The organism is Delftia sp. SD018 (genome assembly GCF_017355445.1).
Classification (GTDB): Bacteria; Pseudomonadota; Gammaproteobacteria; order Burkholderiales; family Burkholderiaceae_C; genus Comamonas; species Comamonas acidovorans.
The window spans coordinates 19,979-38,432 of the sequence record NZ_JADDRN010000007.1 but is presented as its reverse complement, the minus strand read 5'-3'; the positions used below and the strand labels follow the sequence as shown (position 1 = coordinate 38,432).

13 protein-coding genes are annotated in these 18,454 nt (G+C 61.9%); 12 read left to right on the top strand and 1 reads right to left on the bottom strand.

The window, feature by feature from the left end:
* The first annotated feature begins 13 nt into the window (after positions 1-13).
* The 5 genes from INR38_RS09250 to INR38_RS09230 all read left to right on the top strand — a co-directional run bounded on the left by INR38_RS09250 (position 14) and on the right by INR38_RS09230 (position 4,744).
* Positions 14-1,300, top strand: a complete 1,287-nt coding sequence (locus INR38_RS09250) for a DUF4043 family protein (RefSeq protein ID WP_207475860.1) — start codon at positions 14-16, stop codon at positions 1,298-1,300.
* 60 nt (positions 1,301-1,360) lie between these two features.
* The gene (locus INR38_RS09245) at positions 1,361-1,840 is read left to right on the top strand and encodes a hypothetical protein (protein ID WP_207475857.1); all 480 of its coding nucleotides are present in this window, start codon (positions 1,361-1,363) and stop codon (positions 1,838-1,840) included.
* A 67-nt stretch (positions 1,841-1,907) separates the two neighbouring features.
* Positions 1,908-2,357 (top strand): hypothetical protein, encoded by a 450-nt coding sequence (locus INR38_RS09240; protein ID WP_207475855.1) that lies wholly within the window; start codon positions 1,908-1,910, stop codon positions 2,355-2,357.
* Positions 2,354-3,025, top strand: coding sequence for a DUF6682 family protein (locus INR38_RS09235; RefSeq protein WP_207475853.1), 672 nt, complete (start codon positions 2,354-2,356; stop codon positions 3,023-3,025). Before INR38_RS09240 ends, INR38_RS09235 begins: the two co-directional genes overlap by 4 nt.
* Before the next feature lie 18 nt (positions 3,026-3,043).
* The gene (locus INR38_RS09230) at positions 3,044-4,744 is read left to right on the top strand and encodes a hypothetical protein (RefSeq protein ID WP_207475850.1); all 1,701 of its coding nucleotides are present in this window, start codon (positions 3,044-3,046) and stop codon (positions 4,742-4,744) included.
* 2 nt (positions 4,745-4,746) lie between these two features.
* On the opposite strand, the gene INR38_RS28685 is transcribed toward INR38_RS09230, so the two are convergent.
* Positions 4,747-5,235: a DUF805 domain-containing protein gene (locus INR38_RS28685; protein WP_242699013.1), complete on the bottom strand. Its 489-nt coding sequence runs from the start codon at positions 5,233-5,235 to the stop codon at positions 4,747-4,749.
* Between the two features lie 288 nt (positions 5,236-5,523).
* Between INR38_RS28685 and INR38_RS09220 the strand changes: the two genes are divergently transcribed.
* The 7 genes from INR38_RS09220 to INR38_RS09190 all read left to right on the top strand — a co-directional run bounded on the left by INR38_RS09220 (position 5,524) and on the right by INR38_RS09190 (position 18,388).
* Positions 5,524-6,642, top strand: coding sequence for a nucleoid-associated protein (locus INR38_RS09220; protein ID WP_207475848.1), 1,119 nt, complete (start codon positions 5,524-5,526; stop codon positions 6,640-6,642).
* Positions 6,635-7,927 carry a hypothetical protein gene (locus tag INR38_RS09215; RefSeq protein ID WP_207475846.1) on the top strand — a complete coding sequence of 431 codons (1,293 nt, stop codon included), beginning with the start codon at positions 6,635-6,637 and terminating at the stop codon, positions 7,925-7,927. The genes INR38_RS09220 and INR38_RS09215 overlap by 8 nt, the downstream gene beginning before the upstream one ends.
* A 241-nt stretch (positions 7,928-8,168) precedes the next feature.
* On the top strand, positions 8,169-8,585 hold the full coding sequence (locus tag INR38_RS28680) for a hypothetical protein (RefSeq protein WP_242699012.1): 417 nt from the start codon (positions 8,169-8,171) through the stop codon (positions 8,583-8,585).
* A 303-nt stretch (positions 8,586-8,888) separates the two neighbouring features.
* The gene (locus INR38_RS09205) at positions 8,889-9,104 is read left to right on the top strand and encodes a hypothetical protein (RefSeq protein WP_207475842.1); all 216 of its coding nucleotides are present in this window, start codon (positions 8,889-8,891) and stop codon (positions 9,102-9,104) included.
* A 603-nt stretch (positions 9,105-9,707) separates the two neighbouring features.
* Positions 9,708-10,004, top strand: coding sequence for a hypothetical protein (locus INR38_RS09200; protein WP_063325477.1), 297 nt, complete (start codon positions 9,708-9,710; stop codon positions 10,002-10,004).
* Between the two features lie 42 nt (positions 10,005-10,046).
* Positions 10,047-10,247 carry a hypothetical protein gene (locus tag INR38_RS09195; protein ID WP_207475840.1) on the top strand — a complete coding sequence of 67 codons (201 nt, stop codon included), beginning with the start codon at positions 10,047-10,049 and terminating at the stop codon, positions 10,245-10,247.
* 101 nt (positions 10,248-10,348) lie between these two features.
* On the top strand, positions 10,349-18,388 hold the full coding sequence (locus INR38_RS09190; protein ID WP_207475838.1) for a phosphoribosyltransferase: 8,040 nt from the start codon (positions 10,349-10,351) through the stop codon (positions 18,386-18,388).
* Positions 18,389-18,454 lie beyond the last annotated feature (66 nt).

The following is an 18,454-nucleotide window of genomic DNA, read 5'->3' as shown; positions in this document are numbered from 1 at the left end:
AGCGAGGACTGACATGAGCAAGACCCAAATGTCGGCGAGCGACCAGAAAAAGCTGGTCGAGCAAGCCGTTGGCGTTTTCACTGCAACGCAGAAGCGCCATTCCAACATCAACCGCCTGACGGGCAAGTTCCCCAAGATCGACGCAGCCGCCAGCTCGATTGCCAACCAGACGAGCAACACGATGCCTATCGTGCAGACGATGGATCTGGGCAAGGGCAAGGGCGACGAGTTGAAGTTCAACTTCGTCAACCCCGTGGGCGGCATTCCCATCATGGGCAGCGAATATGCGGCCGGCCGCGGCGAGGGCGTGAGCCTGTCCGAGGACCGCCTGCGTGTGAACCAGGCCCGCTTCGTGCTGGACCTTGGCGGTGTGATGGACGAGGTGCGCAGCCCCGTTGATATCTACCGTCTGGCAAAGCCCCTGCTGCAGAGCGCCATGGACAACTACGAGGACCAACTGTCCCTCGTGCACATGGCCGGTGCGCGGGGCTTCCAGGATGACATTACCTGGCGCATCCCCCTCGCGGCAGATCCGCGCTTCAACAAGGTGGTGGTCAACCGCGTGAAGGCCCCGACCAAGAACCGCCACTTCATCGTGGACGGGGATTCGGTCCAGCGCTTCAAGACGAACGGGGGCGAAGTGGACCTGACCACGGCCGACATCATGAAGATGGACAACGTGGACGCTGTCCGCAGTTTCCTGGACCAGATGGTGCTGCCTCCGCCGCCTGTCGAGTTCGATGGCGACGAGATGGCCAAGGACAGTCCATTCCGCGTCCTGCTGGTCTCTGCCTCCCAGTACGAGAAGTTCTCCACCGATCCGAACTTCCGCCAATACCAGGCTCAGGCTCTGGCCCGCGCGCGCAACGCCAAGGATCACCCGCTGTTCCGCAACCCCGAAGTGGCTCTTTGGGGTGGCGTGTTGATCGTGAAGATGCCGAAGCCGATTCGCTTCTTCGCAGGCGATGAGATCAAGTACTGCACGCAGTTTGACAGCGAGACCGAGGCCGGCGTGATCGTGCCCCAGTCCTTCGGCGAAAACTACGCAGTGGATCGCTCCATCCTGCTGGGCGGCCAGGCCCTGGCTAAGGGTTACGCCAAGAGCCGCCACAACGGCATGCCGTACTTCTGGAAGGAAGAGGACGACGACTTCGACGACAAGCTCGAAGCGCTGATCGGCGGCATTCTGGGCGCCTCCAAGATCCGCTTTGCCGTGAATACGGGCGATCAGGTCGAGTTCACCGACCACGGCGCCACCGTGATCGACACCGTGGTGCCGATCTTCGGCCGCCGCCTGTAAGGCCTGGGACAGGGAGCGCGGCTCCCTGTCTCACTTCCTGAACCTCCAAAGGAGCCAATCATGGCAAAGATCAAAATCCTCGGCGCCGACCGCAATCAGTTCGGCGGCGCGCGCCCCTATGGCAATGTGACCACTATCCGCAGCGTGTTGGAGACGGGCGCCACGGGCATTCCCGTGCGCTCCACCGCCGTCGCGGCGCTGGCGGTCAACGATGTCGTGCAGATCAACACGCTGCAGCCGGGCTTCCTGGTCGAGACGGTGTCTCTGATCGTGTCCAACGGCTTCGGCGCGGGCGTCACTGCCTCGCTGGGCTTCGAGTACGCGGACGGCGTGGACCGTCCCGAGCTGCCCCAGGCTGCCAACTACTTCGGCGCGGGCATCGACCTGGCCGCCATTGCCAACCTGCGCCTGAACCTGACCAAGAAGCTGGCCAAGTTCCCCGCCGTAGTGACGCTGCTGCTGACCATCACGGGCGCCGCCGTTGCCGAGGCCGGCTACCTGGATCTCATCGTCCACGGCGAAGGCCTGGGCATCGACTGACCCCGCCGCGCGGCCAAAGGGGCGGCGACGCCTCTTTCCGCGCTGGCATGAACCGCAGAGGCTCATGATGACCAATGAACCCAAAGTCGCGGTCCAGTACATCGGGCGCCGCCCCTCGTACACCGACCGCCTGTATGGCACCGGCCTCTCGTTTGATGCGGAGCAGGTGCGCGGCCTTCCGGCCTCCCTCGCCAAGAAGTTCTTGCGCCATGGCGACATGTTCCAGCGCGCAGCGGTGGCGGATGACGTGGGCACGGGGCAGGGCGAGCAGCAGCCCACCATCATGTCGTTGGACGACACGGCTGCCCAGCTTGCCGAGGCACAGCGCCTGCAGGACGAGCAGCGTGCCAAGGACATGCGCCGGCAGGAGCTGCTGGACCAGGTCTCCAACATGGACAAGGACGGGCTGCAGGTGTTCGCCAAGGACACCTACAACCAGGTGGTGCCCAAGACCATGACGCTGGAGAACATGCGCGCCAAGGTGTTCGCCTTCATTGACGAGTACGGCCCGGTATGAACGTTCAGCAGCTGGTGGAGCAGTTCCGGGTGGACTCCCTCGACCGGGAGCAACCCTATCTGTGGGGCGAGCCCGAGGTGCTGGCCTGGCTCAATGAAGCCCAGGCCGAAGCTGCGGTGCGTGGCCGCCTGCTGCTGGACGACTCGACGCCTGCCGTGTGCGAAGTCGCCGTCGCGGCCGGCGCGGCCAGCCACCAGCTGCATCCGAAGGTCTACGAGATATCGCATCTGCGGTTCGTGAGCACGGCGACATCGCGCGCGCGGGGGCTGGACCTCGTGTCGCGCGAGTTTCTGGATTCCAAACATCCGCACTGGCGCGATCACGGGCAGGGCGAACCTCGCTTCGCCATCCAGACCGAGACGCGGCTGCGCCTGGTGCCCGTGCCACGTGAGGCCGGCACGCTGCGGCTTGAAACCTACCGTTTGCCGTTGGAGCTACTCACCCAGGGCAGCGACGAACCGGAGATCCATGAAGCCCACCATGCCTATCTGGTTCATTGGGCTTTGCACCGGGCATTCAGCCAGCCCGATGCCGATGGCTTCGATGCGCAGCGGTCCGCCGAGGCCCTGAGCAAGTTTGAAGCCTACTTCGGCGCCCGGCCCGATTCCGACCTGCGCCGCGCGACACGTCACGATGAACCCCAAGTGACAGTCGTTCACACCCTGTGAGAGCAGGAGGAGAAGAGCATGCGAGGATTCGATCCCGATAAAATGAACCAGGCCAGGGCTGAAGCGCTGGCCAACCAGCCCCGCCTGGGGTTCCGGCCGCGCGGTAGCGGTGGGCAGCAGGAGGGGATTCAGCCAGGGCCCGGCCTCGGATTCGGCCCAACATCGGTGCTGGAGGCGCAGAGGGCCCAGGCCCAGAACCAGGCCCCCGATACCATCCCCGGCATGTTCAAGCCGGGCGAGTTCGTTCTGCCGCCCGACACCGTGCACGCCATGGGCGGGGCCAGCGCGCTGCAGGCCGCTGTCGATGCAACCCACACACCAGCACCCGAACAGGCATTGGTGCCGCGCGGCTTCAAGCCCAAGGTGTTCTTCGCCAATGGCGGCCGGCCCGAAGACCAGATCCCGACGGACGGCTACCCCAAGGCTCCCGCTCCTGACGGCTCCCAGTCCAACCCCATGAACACTGAGCTGGGCCGCAATGTGTCGAACCTGGCCAATGCTGCACCGGCTGGACTGGGTGGCGCTCTGTCCGTTGTGGGTCGCACGGGTGGGGCGATCAGTGGCGCCATCAACTCCGGAACCAACGCCGCGCGCGGGCTTGCAGTCGGCGCCGGGATCGGGGGCGGTGCCGCTGCATCTTCAGCCCCTGCTGCTGCCACTACGATGGCGAGCCCCGCGCCTTCCACCACTCCAGCAAGCTCTGCTGCAACGCCGCAGGCCGCGCCTCCCGCCGGAAGCACCATGGGCTCGCCAAGCTCGGCCGCGCCACAGGAAGTGCAGCCCGGAATCTTCCGCCAGGGCAACAGCTTCGCCGACAGCGCACAGGCCGCGTCCCTGGGCAACGAGCCGCGCGGCTTGCCCTCGCGGCAAAACGACCTGGCAGCCCAGAACCTGGCAGTGCAATCGACAGCGCGCGGCTTCACACCAGGCCAGCGCACCGAGGTCGAGCAGCCCCGCCTGGGCTTCCCCGGCTTCCGCGCACCAACCGTCGCCCACTCCGGCAACGACTGGCAATCCCGCAACGACCTGCGCAATGCTGAAGTGTCGGCTAGCTCCATCAAGAACACCCTGCAATGGGGAGGCGCAGGAGCCGAGAACAGTCCAGATGTTCAAAAGTATCAGTCCATGCTGTCTACGGATCAGACGCTACGAAGGGCTCAGCCTGGCTTGGATGCCGAGACCTTGCGCCAGAACGCTGGCTTGGCGCGCGAAGAGATCCAGCAGGCAGGCGGGCTCCAGCGCGAAGCCATGCAGCAGTCCGGAGAAACCGGGCGCACGGGCATGCGCGTGGGCGTCGAGCAGCAGCGCCTGCAGGGCGAGGCCGAAGCGCGCGGCTTCAAGACCCGGGCCCAGCGCCAGGAAGAGCAGCTGCGCAATACGCTGCTCGACCCCAATGCCACGCCCCAGCAAAAGCAGCAGGCCCAGCAGTCCATGCGAGCTATTCGGGGAGATGCAGATCCTTCGCCCTGGAAGGTCACGGTCACACCTGCGGTCAAGAATGCAGACGGATCCACAAGCCAGGGCAGCATCATCCGGCACAACGCCGTCACGGGTGAGGTGCAGCAGGTGGATGCGGCCGGAGCGAAGAGTCCAGCGGGGGCGAATTACACGCCTACCAGCGAATCGGTAGCCCTGCTTAAAAGCAATCCATCCATGGCCAAGCAGTTTGATGAGTATTACGGTGCGGGGGCTGCTCAGAAAGTACTGGCAGCGCGTTAGATTCAGCGGTGGAACTTTGCGAAGGGATTTTCTTCGTCATTGTTCTGCTGGATGGGTCGTGGCGCCGCGGCATCCTTCCCGTAGTCGGGGTCGGAAAACGGATTGGGCGAAGAGGCTGGATGTCCCTGGTACTTCTGCCCTGGGCCATTCCCCTGAGGGGCCGCCGCAGCTTGCCCTGTTGGCGCGGCCACGCGCATTCCCGCCGAAGACAGCATCACCACCGATCCGATGGACAGCGGCACCAGAACAATGCCCAGGATGATCCCGGGAACGCTGGTGCTGGTCTTCCCATCCTTGTCGTTTGGCCACTTCGAGAAGGCCAGCACCCACAGCACCACGAAGCCCAGCACAGGCACAAGCATGAGCAGTGCCCAGGCACCGCTGTGCCCCGATCGCTGCAGGATGCGCCAAGCAGGGACGACCATCAGAGCCGCAACGGGCGCGATGACAAGCAGTGCGATGAGCCAGTGAATGGCGCTGAAAGATCCCATGGTTCCCTCCTGTTGGCGGGACTGTAGCAGCGTCGCTGGATGTGCCAGCCGTGCACAGCATGACTTGAAGCTGGCAGTCCCATCGACCTATTGTGTGTTTTGTGGGTTTGCTGTATGTTTATACAGTATGCGAGGCAGAGGAAAGGCGTGCTCCGGGGTTCGCTGATTGGTTGTTTGCTGAGGGAGCCGATTGGCGTCGAGTCGCCAATCGCACTGGGGACAACGAAGGGGGCAGCTTGGGCGAGATGGGTTACATTCAGACACGTAACCACTCTTCAGGAAAAACAAATGCCTTTTGAAATTATTAATGCTGTAATTCACGGATTTGATAAAGAGAAATATGCAGAAGCAGTGTCTGGTATTGTGAAAAAAAATGAGGTTCTAGATGTCTCTCAGGCGCCCGTAGTTTCATTGGTAGAGGGTGTTGCTAAGCTCCTTGGGAAAAAAGAGAATAGTTTGGCTTGGGGTCGATTTGGCGATGATGCATTTCGAGGACCATTCCCAGATAGCTTTCAGAAATGCGTGTCGTCTCAGCCAGACCTCGCCGATAAAAGTGTTTTTTTAGCGCTGTCGCATGTTGCGGTTGACGCGATTGTCAGTAAGGCCATAAAAAGTAGACTGGCAACAGGGTCCAAAATACTTTTTGGCTTGTACAGGGGGGATGACAATGAGCAGAATTTGATAATTGCTATGATTAAGCAGAAGGGCGGAATCAGATTGACAGAGGATTATGTGCCTGTCGATATTGAGCAAGTGGATATGACAAAATTAAGCCACGCGTCCGAGTTTAAGGTTTCGGATTACTTGAAATCAATGCAGGATGAAAGTGAGCAACTTAGACAAGGCGTCGATGTTGATGATTTGGAATTGTCATCATACCTTTCCTTTATAGCTAGCCGAGACTCAGATGATGCGGCGTCATATTTCATTGAGGCGTTGGGATGTGTGTTGCACAGGTCATCGAAGAGATCCACTGCGCTTGTTATACAGGCTGCGTATGATTATTGTGTAAAAAACCCAGCGCTCAAAGTACATGCCTCCAGAGTGAAAGAGGCCGTATGCACATATTTGAAGAAACAAATGGGTGCAGGTTTGGCGGCCTCGTTGGAGGATGTGAAGCAAAATGTGGAAAGAATTTTTCCAGTTGACTTGTCAAAGCACTTTGATGATTTTGTGGATATATTAAATGGTCCTGAATACAAAATACCAGTCAGCTTTTCAGTAAATGAAATGTCTCTGAGGAAATATTCTAGAATTGTACTGAAGGATGACGATGTTGAGATAAAGTTTGAAAAATCTGACTTTGGAACTTCTGTAAATTCAAAGGTTCAGTTCAATAGGGAAGAGGGTTACTTGAGAATCAGATTGTCTGATAAGCAAATTGATGAGTTAGACAAACATGTTTAAAAATGTCGTTGATCTATATAGAGCTGTCGGAAGGCCTCCATTTAAGAATGGAGCCCGTCTTCCTATTGACGTTGAAGAGACGAATGTTGTTTCTGACGCGTTGGCAGCTTATCAGCTGGTCGAAGAGGACTTTAGCCCCGTAGATCCGCTGCGCAACGGTGGAAAAATCGAGTTTGAGTTAAAAATTCCGAATTCGGAGCGCGGTGCTTTCTTCGAGACATTTGAAGATTTCATCCAAAATACTCCTACACTTTCCCGCGGTATTCTCAGAGATAATTACTATATCCGAGATCTTGATTATTGGGACGGTGATGAGAATAAGCCAGAGCAAATTGAGAAATTGAGTAGTGTAGTTAACTTCATTTTTAGTCTGCGAGGTTTTGTTTCGATATCAATTGACCGGGTGCAGGCATTTGAAGCTGATAAATTAATTTTCCTCAAACCCTCTGATGGTAAATCTCCGCAGAAGGCGGCTATCCTGAAAGTCAATCTAACCGTCAATGCAATTTCCGTCGAAATTCCAAGTTTTAAAATATTGGATGCGCTTAAAAATCAATTCGAAGGTAAGACTAAGCATCAAATAGAAGAGCGCATTCTTTTGATGAATACTGCAATTGCTGAAACTGTAGGTGAATGTGATGATGATAATGTGGATTTTGAGTATTTGGTGAAAAATTGGGGGAGAGTAACAAAAAAATATCTACATGATCTACACGCCTATGTAAGCTCTTTCTCCTTTGATTCTGCTAGAAAAAAGATTTCCGATGGATTGATTGAAAGTACGACGAAATTAAATAATGCGATTGGTGAGATAGGTACAAAGCTGCTAGCAATACCTGCATCTCTTGGTGTTCTGATTGTGATTAAAGATGCTGAAAACGTATTGAGTTTTATAATCGGTTTGGTTGGGGTTGTGTTTGCTAGTTTAATAATACTTAGAACCATCAGGCATTACGAAAACCAAGTTGATAATTTGCTTAATAGTTTTGAGTTCAATCTTTTAGAGTCGTCTAAGCCGAAAAAAACATTCAGCAAAGTTATACGAGACGAGATTGAGAGAATCACTCAATTCAAATGCAGGCAAGAAATAGAAATAAATAGAACTTTCAAATTCTATAAATTTATTGCTAGGTTGCCTATATTCTTTTCTGTTCTAATTTGTTTTTTGCATATCTATCCTTGGATTAATCTTTTTTTTGGTTTGATTTTTCACTGTGGAAGTGAAAATTTTTTGACGGAAATTGGAAAAAATATTATTTTCATATATCAGCTAATGCTGGCTTAATGAGTTAAAGTTTTTTTGGTTATTTTTAACTGGGTGATGACGGAAGTACCTGGCATTGGCGCCGCACCGAGCCCCCCCGCCAAATGACGTTTAGAGGGGCTGTCTGAGCGCATAGCGCGCTTGGAGGCGGAGGACGCCGCCCGGCGCAAGTGGCCCTTGCCGACACCGGCCCGCACCAGCGGGCTTTTTTACGACCCCGCCCAGGGTTCGCGCGGTCCCGCCCTGGTGCTGACACTGGGGCATGGCACATCTCCCCATCCTCATCCTCTCTGGTGCGCTGTTCCTGGCGCTTGTCTTGGCCTGCGCCCTTTGCGCGGCGCATTGTGCGAGAGCTGCGGCGCGGCCTTCCGATACCGACCTGGCCTATGTGCGCGATGTGCTGCTGCTCGCGCGCCGTGAGTTCGACTTCCACGGCGGCTGCGTGGCCACCGACCGGCCTGACTTGCCGCTGGCACCAGAGACTAGCTGGACCGTCGATTTTTCAAGGGTGAGAGCGGCTATCGATGCAGCCAGTGATTTGCTGGATCGTGCGGCTCGCCAAACTGGTCACGAATGTGGTCGTTGTAGTAGCCGCCTGGCGAACGAGCTGCTTTCAACCCGGTCCAAATATGCTCCGGCACCCTCGGATAGTCATACGCGCGATCCGGGCTGCTCGTGAACCACAGGCGAAGGAGATGGGTTTCGGGGCTGTAGGAGCCCTTCACCAGGGTACGCGACCCAGCGAATGAATGAGTCTCCATCGATTTGCCCCTTTCGGGTTGGCTGTGTAGGAGCACGCATCGTAGTCCTAGAGGGCCATCGTTCTTCCAATTGCCCACAGTGTGCGACCCGCGCGGCGTTGTCGTTTGTGACTTGGCCAAGCCGCGGCGTGACGCACGTCAAAGCAAGTAGGGAAAGCGACCCTCGTGCAACGCGCCGGCCCAGCGATAGCATGGCCCGACCACAACAAGGAGGCCTCTCCATGAAAATCGCATTCCTCGCAATCGCCCTGGCAGCAGCTACGTCGGCGCAGGCCGGCGACCTGTTGCCAAGCCAAGGTTCAGGCGCTACGTTCGCCTCGGGCAAGTCCACTGCATCGTCCCTGTCCTTCGAGGCTGCTGGACGCAAGGGCAGCAAGCGTGTCGGCGGATCGGGCAAGAGCGGGAAGGGTGGGCACTACGTGGGCGGGCGCAAGTAGGCTTGGCCAAGTTCTGTACAGGCCCGCTTCGGCGGGCTTCGTCGTCTCTGAACCCAGCCCTGCGCCAGAAGCTCATCATGTGCGTTCGCCTACAGCCCAGTTCTGATTTGGGCATTGCATTTCGGCAGCTGCGGCTGGTGGCGAAGCTTCTGTCGCCGGTTCGGCAATGGTGGGTGCTCGCAGTTGCCATAGCGGGGTGTGGTGCCGCTTCGCCATGAGCCAAATCGCCGCAGCTATCGCAAGCGCCGCCAAAATAAGCAGGGCCAGTGCACCCGCAGGCGACCACGGGGGTTGTTGGTCGCTGTCCTGGCCCGGCTTGCACTCATCCATGGGGACTCTCTGCCGAATTGGCAACGGCAGGAGTTGTTGATACTCGCATGTCAGTACGCTTTCGATCGTTTGAATGTGAGCGCATGCTACTGTTCTTTTGACTCTTGTACCAATATGTATCTTCTCCCAGGCTGTGAGGCCGTACAGGCGGCAATCTCTGTGCCTGCTCAGACTAGGCCAAGCCCTAACGCGGCACGTCAGAATTCGCCGCTCGACTGGGGTACAACAGGGTTACCGTTTTCTTCGAACTCAGTCATTCCCTGGAGTGCCTCCATGCCAGACTCCATCCAAGCCCCGTGCCCCTTATGCAACCTCCAGTGCACTGCCTACCTCGAAGACTATGGAAAGTGGATGCACTTTTCCTGCCGCTGTTGTCGCGAGTTGAAGGTGAACAAGATGGTGATCAGCAAGCTCCGCGCTGAATCCAATGACGTGCGCGAGCAGCTGTCGCAGCAGGCTCGCGCGCTGGGAGAGGGCGAATATCTCCACATCGCTGCAACGGATCAGGGCTCGTTGCTGCCCCGAGGGCAATCTGCCTGGACAGCTGAGGTGCGGACGCGGCCCGTGTGAGGCTATCGTCCTAGCGCGGGCGTTCCGTGCCACTATCACGCCATGATTCCTGCACCCCTCCTTCAGTTCACCGACGTTCGCACTCGCGTCTTCAACGGTAAGACGCTCATCGGCCTCAAGCACACGGCCAAGACTGCCTCAGGGCTTGATATTGCAACCACCTGGGTCGATATGCCTCCTGAAGATGTGGAGCGGCTGATCAAGACGCTGCAGGACACGCTAGCCGAGTTGGGCCACGAGTAGCCGGGCGCGCCGGCCTCATCCACAAGCCCCGCACGCCGGGGCTTTTTCACGCCCCCGGCTAGGGTTCGACCGCCATCGCACCTCTCCTTGAGAGTGGGGGGATGGCACAGAACCCATTCGCAAAGTTTCATCCCGAGGCAGACGCTGACGGGAGCCCCAACCCGTTTGCCCGCTTCCATGAGAAATCGCCACCGCGAAGCGGCTTCGAAGCAGTAAACGACACCGTCATCGAAGTCGCCAACGCGGCGGCCGGCGGCGTCTCTTCCGCTGCCAACTTCATCAAACCTGGAAACGCGGTCTCCGGCTGGATCGACAAGAACATTATCCAGGCCGGCGAAGCCAAGCAGAGCCCCGTCGTTCAGGCCGAAAAGCAACGCTTTAAGCAAGAGGTGGATGGCGCCGAGGGCGTGACGGATGAGCTTGGTGCGGTGGGCGGGTACATCGTCCGCAATCCTGTGCTCGCAGCAGCCCAGGCAGCTGGCTCGTTCGTGGGCCCGGGCGCGACGGTGAAGGGCGCTGGTGCTCTTGGGCGCGCGGCCGGCCTTGGAGCGAAGGGTGTCGAGCGCGCGGCTCAGGCTGGCGGTGTTGCGGCTGGCGCGGCGATGGCGGGCGGGGATGCAGCGGGCACAGCCTATGACCTCGCCAAGAATGGTGGCGCCACGGAGGATGAGGCTGTCTCTGCGGGGCGCGGCGCCAGTGTCATCCCGGCCATGGTGGGCGGGGTCAGCGGCGCGTTTGGCGCGGAGCGTCTCCTGGCCGGTGGCAGGGGGTTCGCGGGCGGCACTGTTGCACGCGCGGCGAAGACGGGGGCGAGCGAGGCGGCTCAGGAGGCTGTTGAGGAAGGCGTCACGCAGTACGAGGGTCAGCGGGCGGCCGTGCCATTCGATCCGACCATTGATCCATCCAAGGGCGTGGCTGCTGCTGCTGGCATAGGCGCAGCCCTGGGTGGCATTACTGGCGCCGGCACGTCGCTGCTGACTGGTCGGCACGGTGGTGCAGCGGAGGCCGAGGCAGGCCAGGCTGCCGCTGCTGCAGACCAGCTGCCAACGGGCGCCGAGCCTGCAGGCCTGCCAGACGTTGCAACCTACGGCGCCGCCATCGACCAGATGGTGCGGCCAGAGAGCCAGCAGCAATACCGGGATGCTCTGGCGCGGGCCCAGGACGAGTCCCTGACCCCCGAAGACCGGAAGGCCCCGGCGGATTCGCTGCACCAGGCGTTCAGCCCGGATCTGTTCCAGCAGGACAGCGAGAACCCACCCGCTGGCGAAACGCCTTCGGGCCTGTCGAAGGTGCGCGATGAATTTATGCGGCCACTGGCTGCCCAGCAAGAGCCGGTCATCGATGAAGGACGGCTGCGTGAGCAGGGCATCACGCCTGCGCCGCAACTCGATGCCGCGCGCATGGACGCTGCCGTCGGTGAACTGCGCCCGTCCGAGGCCATGGGCCTGGACCCTGCTGCTGGCTCCCTGTCTGCAGCTGCTGCCATTGCCGTGGACTCCGGCGCGGCGGCTCAGGCCCAGCAGGCCAGTGCCATGGCCCAGGCCGCGGAGGAAGCCGCACGCGCGCCAGCCAAGAAGAAGGCCTCCGAGCGCCAGGTCACTGCAGACCCTGCCACAGGCGAGATCCAGGGCGGGGCCCTGGCCACCTGGACGGATGAGGACCTGTCCAACGGATTCCGTTCTGCCCAGGCAAAGAACGTGCGTCTGCAACTGGCGCGCGAGCTGGCCCGGCGCCGCGCCGAGCGCGACCAACAGGCTGCTGCGCAAGCCCCTGCAACCACATCCACCACCCAGCAAGGAAGCATCGATGGCACACAAGCCGATCAAGCCCAGCCGCCGCGCGCGGAATCTTCGCCGGCAGCAGGAGCGCAGGGAGCGCCGGTTGCAGGTCCTGCAGCTGCGCAGGGGCTGAGCAATGGCACCACCTCGTCTCAGCACGATGGCGCGCAAGCAGCTGCAGCGCCAGGCCCGCAGGCTCAAGCGCCAGTCCAAACAGCAGCCCAGCGCATCGATGCCGGCCGCGCGGCGTGGGCCAGCATGCCCGTCTCAGAACGCAAGGCCCTGGCAGGAAAGCTTGAGGGCCTGAAGCCGGTCATCCGCAAGGCCCTGCCTGGCGCCACATGGGAACGGCTGAATGCGGACCTGCAACGCAAGATCGCGGACGCCATTGCGCCGCAAGGAGCAACCGATGATTCACCCGCACCTGCAGTACGGCTGGCAGATGAACACCCAGCAGGCCCTGCGGCTGCTGCGGCGACTGGGGGCGGTCAGCCGACAGGACGCGTGCCAGATGCGCAGCCTGCTGGGCCGCGAGGTGGCAGTGCCGGACAGCCTGCTGCCAGCGTGCAACCTGCTGTACCTGGCAAAAGTGGCGCCAGCGAACAGGCTGCCGCTGTAGCGCCTGCTGCTGCACCAGCGCCCACGGCGGGCCAGCAGCAGGCTGTTGCCATCGCCCAGCAGGGCAACGAGGCGCGGCGCGCGCAGCTGCTGGCCGCCAGCGAGCGCTGGACCAGCATGCCGGCGGCCGAGCGCCAATCCCTTATCAAAGCGGCGAAGCGGCTCCCCGTCACCGTGCGTGCGGGTGCACATGAAAAGGCCTGGGCTGACCTGGCACCCAAGGTGCGCGAGAAGCTGGCGGCCGCCATGCCCGATGCTGCTGCAGCACCTGCAGCACCTGCAGCACCTGCAGCACCTGCTCCGCAGGACCAGGCGGCCTCTGTGTCAGCCGCTGCCACCGACGAATTCCCCCAGCGGGAGGCAGCCGCCAGCTACTCTGGCATTTCGCATCAGGGCACCACCCGAGCGAATAGCGACCGAGCGGCCTTCGAGACCTTCCTGACCGGCCAGCGCGACGATGGCATGTCCGTGGCCAAGACCGAAGCCCAGCGGGCGGCTGTGGAATCCGAAATGCAGCAGCTGCGACAGGAGTATTTGCAGCAGTACCGCATGCTGATGGGCGTGCGCGCCGGAACGTACAGCGGCTTCGTGGCAGGCCGCAGCGGCCTGAACTCCAAACAGGCGGGCAACCGGAACAGCGGACTGGATCGGGCCATGGAACGCTTTGCGGCCTGGGTGTCTGCAGCAGCTGGCCGATCCCGCGAGGCGGCTCTGGCCGCCCGCACGCCCGCTGAAGTACAGGCTGCGCGGGAGGCAGCCACCACGGCCCGCCAGGAAAAGGACGCTGCACGGCTTGCGAAGGACTTGGCGCTGGTGGGCCGGGTTCTGGATTGGAAGAAGGGCGACCGTTCGGAATTTGCCAAAGGTACGACCTTGATAGGCGTGAACAAGGACCGTGCGGGATACCCCAACAGCGTGCTGCTGGAGCCCACAGATGGCGCGCCCCTGGTGGACAACAAGTTCGACTTGGCCGGGTTGCTTCGCCGCAAAGGTGAAAGCGTGCCCGAATCGCGCCAGCGCGTGCGTGACCTGGTGGACCAGGTGCGTGCCGAGCGTGGACTGAACGGCAGCGAGACTGCTGAAGTCACGCCCAAGCGGCCTCGCGGCGTCCTGGCCAAGAAGGCCGCGGCCGAGGAGGTTGCCCGCGCCGACTACTTCACCCCGGGCAACATCGTGAAGGGCTACGGGGACAGCTATGTCCGTGTGGTCTCGTACACGCCGGCCAACGCCGATGGCGTGTGGAGCGTGACGGTGCGCCAGGTGGAGAAGCAGGGATCTGGTTGGGAAGATGTGCCGGGCGTGCGCGAGCGCACCCATGCCACGCCGCCGAGTGCCCGCGAATTGAAGGCCGGCCCGGTGGAGCGCACCGAGGATCTGCCATTCCGGCGCGGCGAAGCCGATGGCCAGGGCCTGACCGATGATCAGATGGCGAATCTGCTGCGCATCATGCGGCCGGAGCCGGCGGCGCTTTCCGATGCTGCGCGCGCCCAGGCTGTGGGTCAGGTGCGCGAGACTGTGGATGCCATCCGCAAGGGTTGGAGCAATGGGCCCGAGGTGGTGGTGGCCTTCGACATGAACGACCCGGCCGTGCCAGAGGCAGCGTGGCGTGCGGATTTGCGCCAGCGCAGTGGCGGCGCCACGGGCGCGCCCGAGGGCTTCTACTGGCGCGGCAAGGCCTACCTGCTGGCCAGCAAGCTCAACACGCCCGCCGACGCAGCCCGCGTGCTGCACCACGAGGTGCTGGGCCACCATGGCCTGCGCGGCATGTTTGGACGCGATCTGGACGACATCCTCAACCAGGTGGCCACCATGCGCCAGGTCGAGGTGGCGGCCAAGATCAAGGAATACGGCCTGCCGGGCGTCACGGACCTGAGCCGGCGCCACGCGGCCGAGGAGGTGCTTGCCGAGATGGCTGAGAAGACGCCGCAGCTGCATTTCGTGCGCCGCGCCGTGGCCGCCATCCGCAATTGGCTGCGGGCCAACGTGCCTGGGTTCAGGGGGCTGAAGCTCTCGGACGCCGACATCATCCAGGGCTACATCCTCCCAGCACGCGATTTTGTGGAGCGCGGGCAGCGTGCCGCTACCGACCGCATCGAGCCTGTGTTCAGCCGTTCGGGCACGGCGGCCGCCACGCCCGACGCCATCATCGGCAGCACACTGGGCAGCGCATCCAAGCATCCCGACTACGCTGCGGCCAAGGCCGGGGATGTTGCGGCGGCCACGCGGCTGGCCGTGGACCTCGTGACGCCTGAGATGGTGGCGAAGGTGGCAGCTGTGTTGGGTGGTGCGCGGCCGCGTGTGCTGCCGGTGGCCGCCGAAGAGTCCAGCGGTCGCAACAAGATCCCGCGCGCCGTGGCCGAAGTCCTGGCGGCACGCCTGGGCCTCGAAACTGCGACGGGCATCGTGCAGGCGAATCGCGCGCGGCGCACCGGCCTGGATGGACTGGACCGCATCTTTGCACCTGTCGATTTCGCGGGCACCGTAGCGCCGGGCGACTACCTGCTGGTGGACGACACTCTTACCCAGGGCGGCACGTTCGCTGCGCTGGCCAGCCACATCCGTGAGGGCGGGGGCAACGTGGTGGGCGTGGTCGCGTTGACCGGCAAGCAGTACAGTGCAAAAATTCAGCCATCTCCCGAAACTCTGACCTCTCTCCGGCAAAAACATGGTGACCTCGAAGACCAATTCCGTGCAGCCACAGGCTACGGCTTCGACGCGCTCACCGAGTCTGAGGCCCGATACCTCTCGCGATTCGAGCCGGCTCAGCGACTCCGAGATCGAATCGCTGAAGAAGGACGACGCGCAGGCGAGCGCGCAGATCAAGGCAATCCTCGCCAAGGCGATGCAGGCGACGAACTGAGCTTCAGCCGCTCGCGGCTTTCGGAGCTCAAGGACAGCGCTCTGGACCAGCTCCAGAAGACGATGTCCCACCCGGGCAAGGTCTCTGTCTGGGACAAGACCATCGGCACCATGCGCCACTTGGCCGAACGCGCGCCAGCCTTCAAGCCGGTCTACGAGACCGCCCAGCGCAACATCGATGACGTGTCCATGCTGGCCAACGATGCGGCCGACCGGGCGCCGCGCCTGCTGCCGCGTGTGGACACCATCAGCGACCTGGTGGGCAAGAACCGCAAGACGCCTGTTTCCGCCGCCGACAACAAGGCCGTAGCCAAGCCGCTTTTCGAGGGCACACTGCTGTGGGGCCGGGACGTGGACGGCAAGGCCGTGCTCGTGGACGAACTGGCCAAGAAATACGGCAACCTGCCCGCCGACGACAAGGCCCAGCTGCTGCTGCGCGCCGGACGCCTGGACGACCGCATGCTGCGCGCTTGGCGCGGTCTGCCGCTGGCCCAGTACGAAGCACTGGTGAATTCGCGCTTCGAGAGCAAGATGCTCAAGGCAGGCGCGGTCTGGACGGATGCCGAGCTGCAGACGATGTTCGGCGCCACGCCCAACCAGATTGCCCTGTACCGCGAAGCGCGCGCGGCCATCGACCGATCCATCGACATGACGGCCCGCGCGGACATGATGCGCGCGCTGGGCGACGAGTACGCCGGGCTGCGTGACCTGGTGCTGGACGCGCCCAAGCTGTCCGACGCCCTGGAGCTGCTGACCACCACGCTGCAGGAGGATGCCAAGGCCAAGCCTGACATGGCCGAACGGCTGCTGCAGCTGAACAACATGGTGGTGGATCGGGCGGCCACGGCCAAGGATCTGCAGGACGGCGGGTATGCGCCGCTGTCGCGCTTCGGCCGTTACACGCTGGACGTGGTTGACCAGGATGGCAACCGCCAGTACTTCGGCATGTACGAGTCAATGAAGGACGCCAACCTGGCCAAGATCCAGATGGCCCAGGCCTTCCCTGGCGCAGTGATCACGCAGGGCACCATGAGCCAGCAGTCCTTCAAGCTGTTCGCGGGCATCACGCCCGAGACACTGGAGATCTTCAAGGACATGGTGGTGGGCAAGGAAGCCGACGCGGCCACGCGCAAGGTGTTCGATGAATACCTGAAGCTGACAAAGAACAACCACAGTGCCTTGAAGCGCCTGATCCAGCGCAAGGGCATCGAGGGCTACAGCCAGGACGTGGGCCGCGTGGTGGCCAACTTCATCTACAGCAATGCGCGCCAGGGCGCGGCGGGCCTGAACGCCGGCACCATGGATCGCGCGATCAACGACATCCCGAAGGAGCAGGGCGAACTGAAGGACCTGGCCATGGGCCTGCGCAGCTACATCCGCGATCCCCAGGAAGAGGGCCAGGCCGTGCGCGGCATGCTGTTCGCCCAGTACCTGGGCGGCTCACTGGCCTCGGCCGCCGTGAACATGACCCAGCCCTTTGCAGTGACGCTACCCTGGCTCAGCCAGTTCGGCGGCATCCGTGCGGCCAGCGGCCAGATGGCCCGGGCCTTGAAGGATATGGGCACGCGCGGCATGAAGTACGAGACCGATCTAGCTCACGCGCTGAAGTCTGCCGAGGACGATGGCGTGGTCTCGCCTCAGGAAGTGCACCAGCTCATGGCCCAGGCCCGGGGCGCGGGCGGCCTGCGCTCGGGCGACGGCACCAAGTCCGGCGATGCGCGCGCGGCGGCCGGCAATGCCTGGGAGCGCGCCAAGGTGGCCTGGGGCCAGCCCTTCGCCCTGGCCGAGCAGTTCAACCGCCGCTCCACCTTCATCGCAGCCTTCCGCATCGCCAAGGCCCAGGGCATGGATGATCCGGGCGCCTTCGCGCGCAAGGCCGTGCTGGAGACGCAGTTCGTCTATTCCAAGGCCAACAAGCCCCAGTGGGCACGCGGCGCCGTGGGCGGAACCCTCTTCACCTTCAAGACCTATTCCGTCAGCTACCTGGAACTGATGCAGCGGATGTGGAAGCAGGGCGGCCCGGAAGGCAAACGCGCCGTGGGCTGGGCCCTGGCCATGCTGCTGCTGATGGGCGGCGCCGGCGGCGTGCCCTTCATGGAGGACGCCGAGGACCTGATCGACGGCGTGGGCCAGATGATGGGCTACAACCTCAGTTCCAAGCAGTGGCGCAAAGAGGCGCTGGCGGGCATCGTTGGCAAGGAGCTGGCCGAGTTCATGGAGCAGGGCGTCTCGGGCCTGCCAGGTGCTCCCATCGACGTTTCCGGGCGCCTGGGCATGGGCAACCTGTTGCCCGGCACCGGCCTGCTGCTGACAAAGCAAAGCCGCGAGCGGGATCTGCTGGAGGTGGTGGGGCCCGCGGGCGATTTGGTGATGCGGGGCTTCAAGGCTGGCGGCAAGGCGCTCACGGGCGATTTTGGCGGCGCTGCGCTGGAGGTGTCGCCCACGGCCGTGCGCAATGCTGCCAAGGGACTGGATATGGCGGCCAGCGGCATGTACAAGGACACCAAGGGCTACAAGGTGATTGACACCACGCTGGCCGAGGCGGTGGCCAAGGCAGTCGGCTTCCAACCCAAGAGCGTTGCTGAGATCCAGGAAGCCAACAGCTTTATGCAGCGGGCCAAGAGCTTCTACAGCCTGACCAGCAGCGAGATCAAGGCGCAGTGGGCGGATGCGCTGTTCCGTAAGGACGAAGGCGCCCTGGCGCGCGTGCGCGAGCGGTTGGCGGCCTGGAATCAGAACAACCCGGAGCAGCCTATCGTCGTGAAGATGCCGGACGTGTGGAAGAAGGTGCGCGAGATGGGTAAGGATCGCATTGACCGAATCGCGGATAACTCTCCTAAGGCGCTGCGGCAGCAAATGCGGGAGATGGCTGCGGAAGCGAGGTGATCCACCGGCAACCTTGCCGCCGGAACTGCCAGATGAAGCCCACGGCGCCGAGCCCGATGATGACCA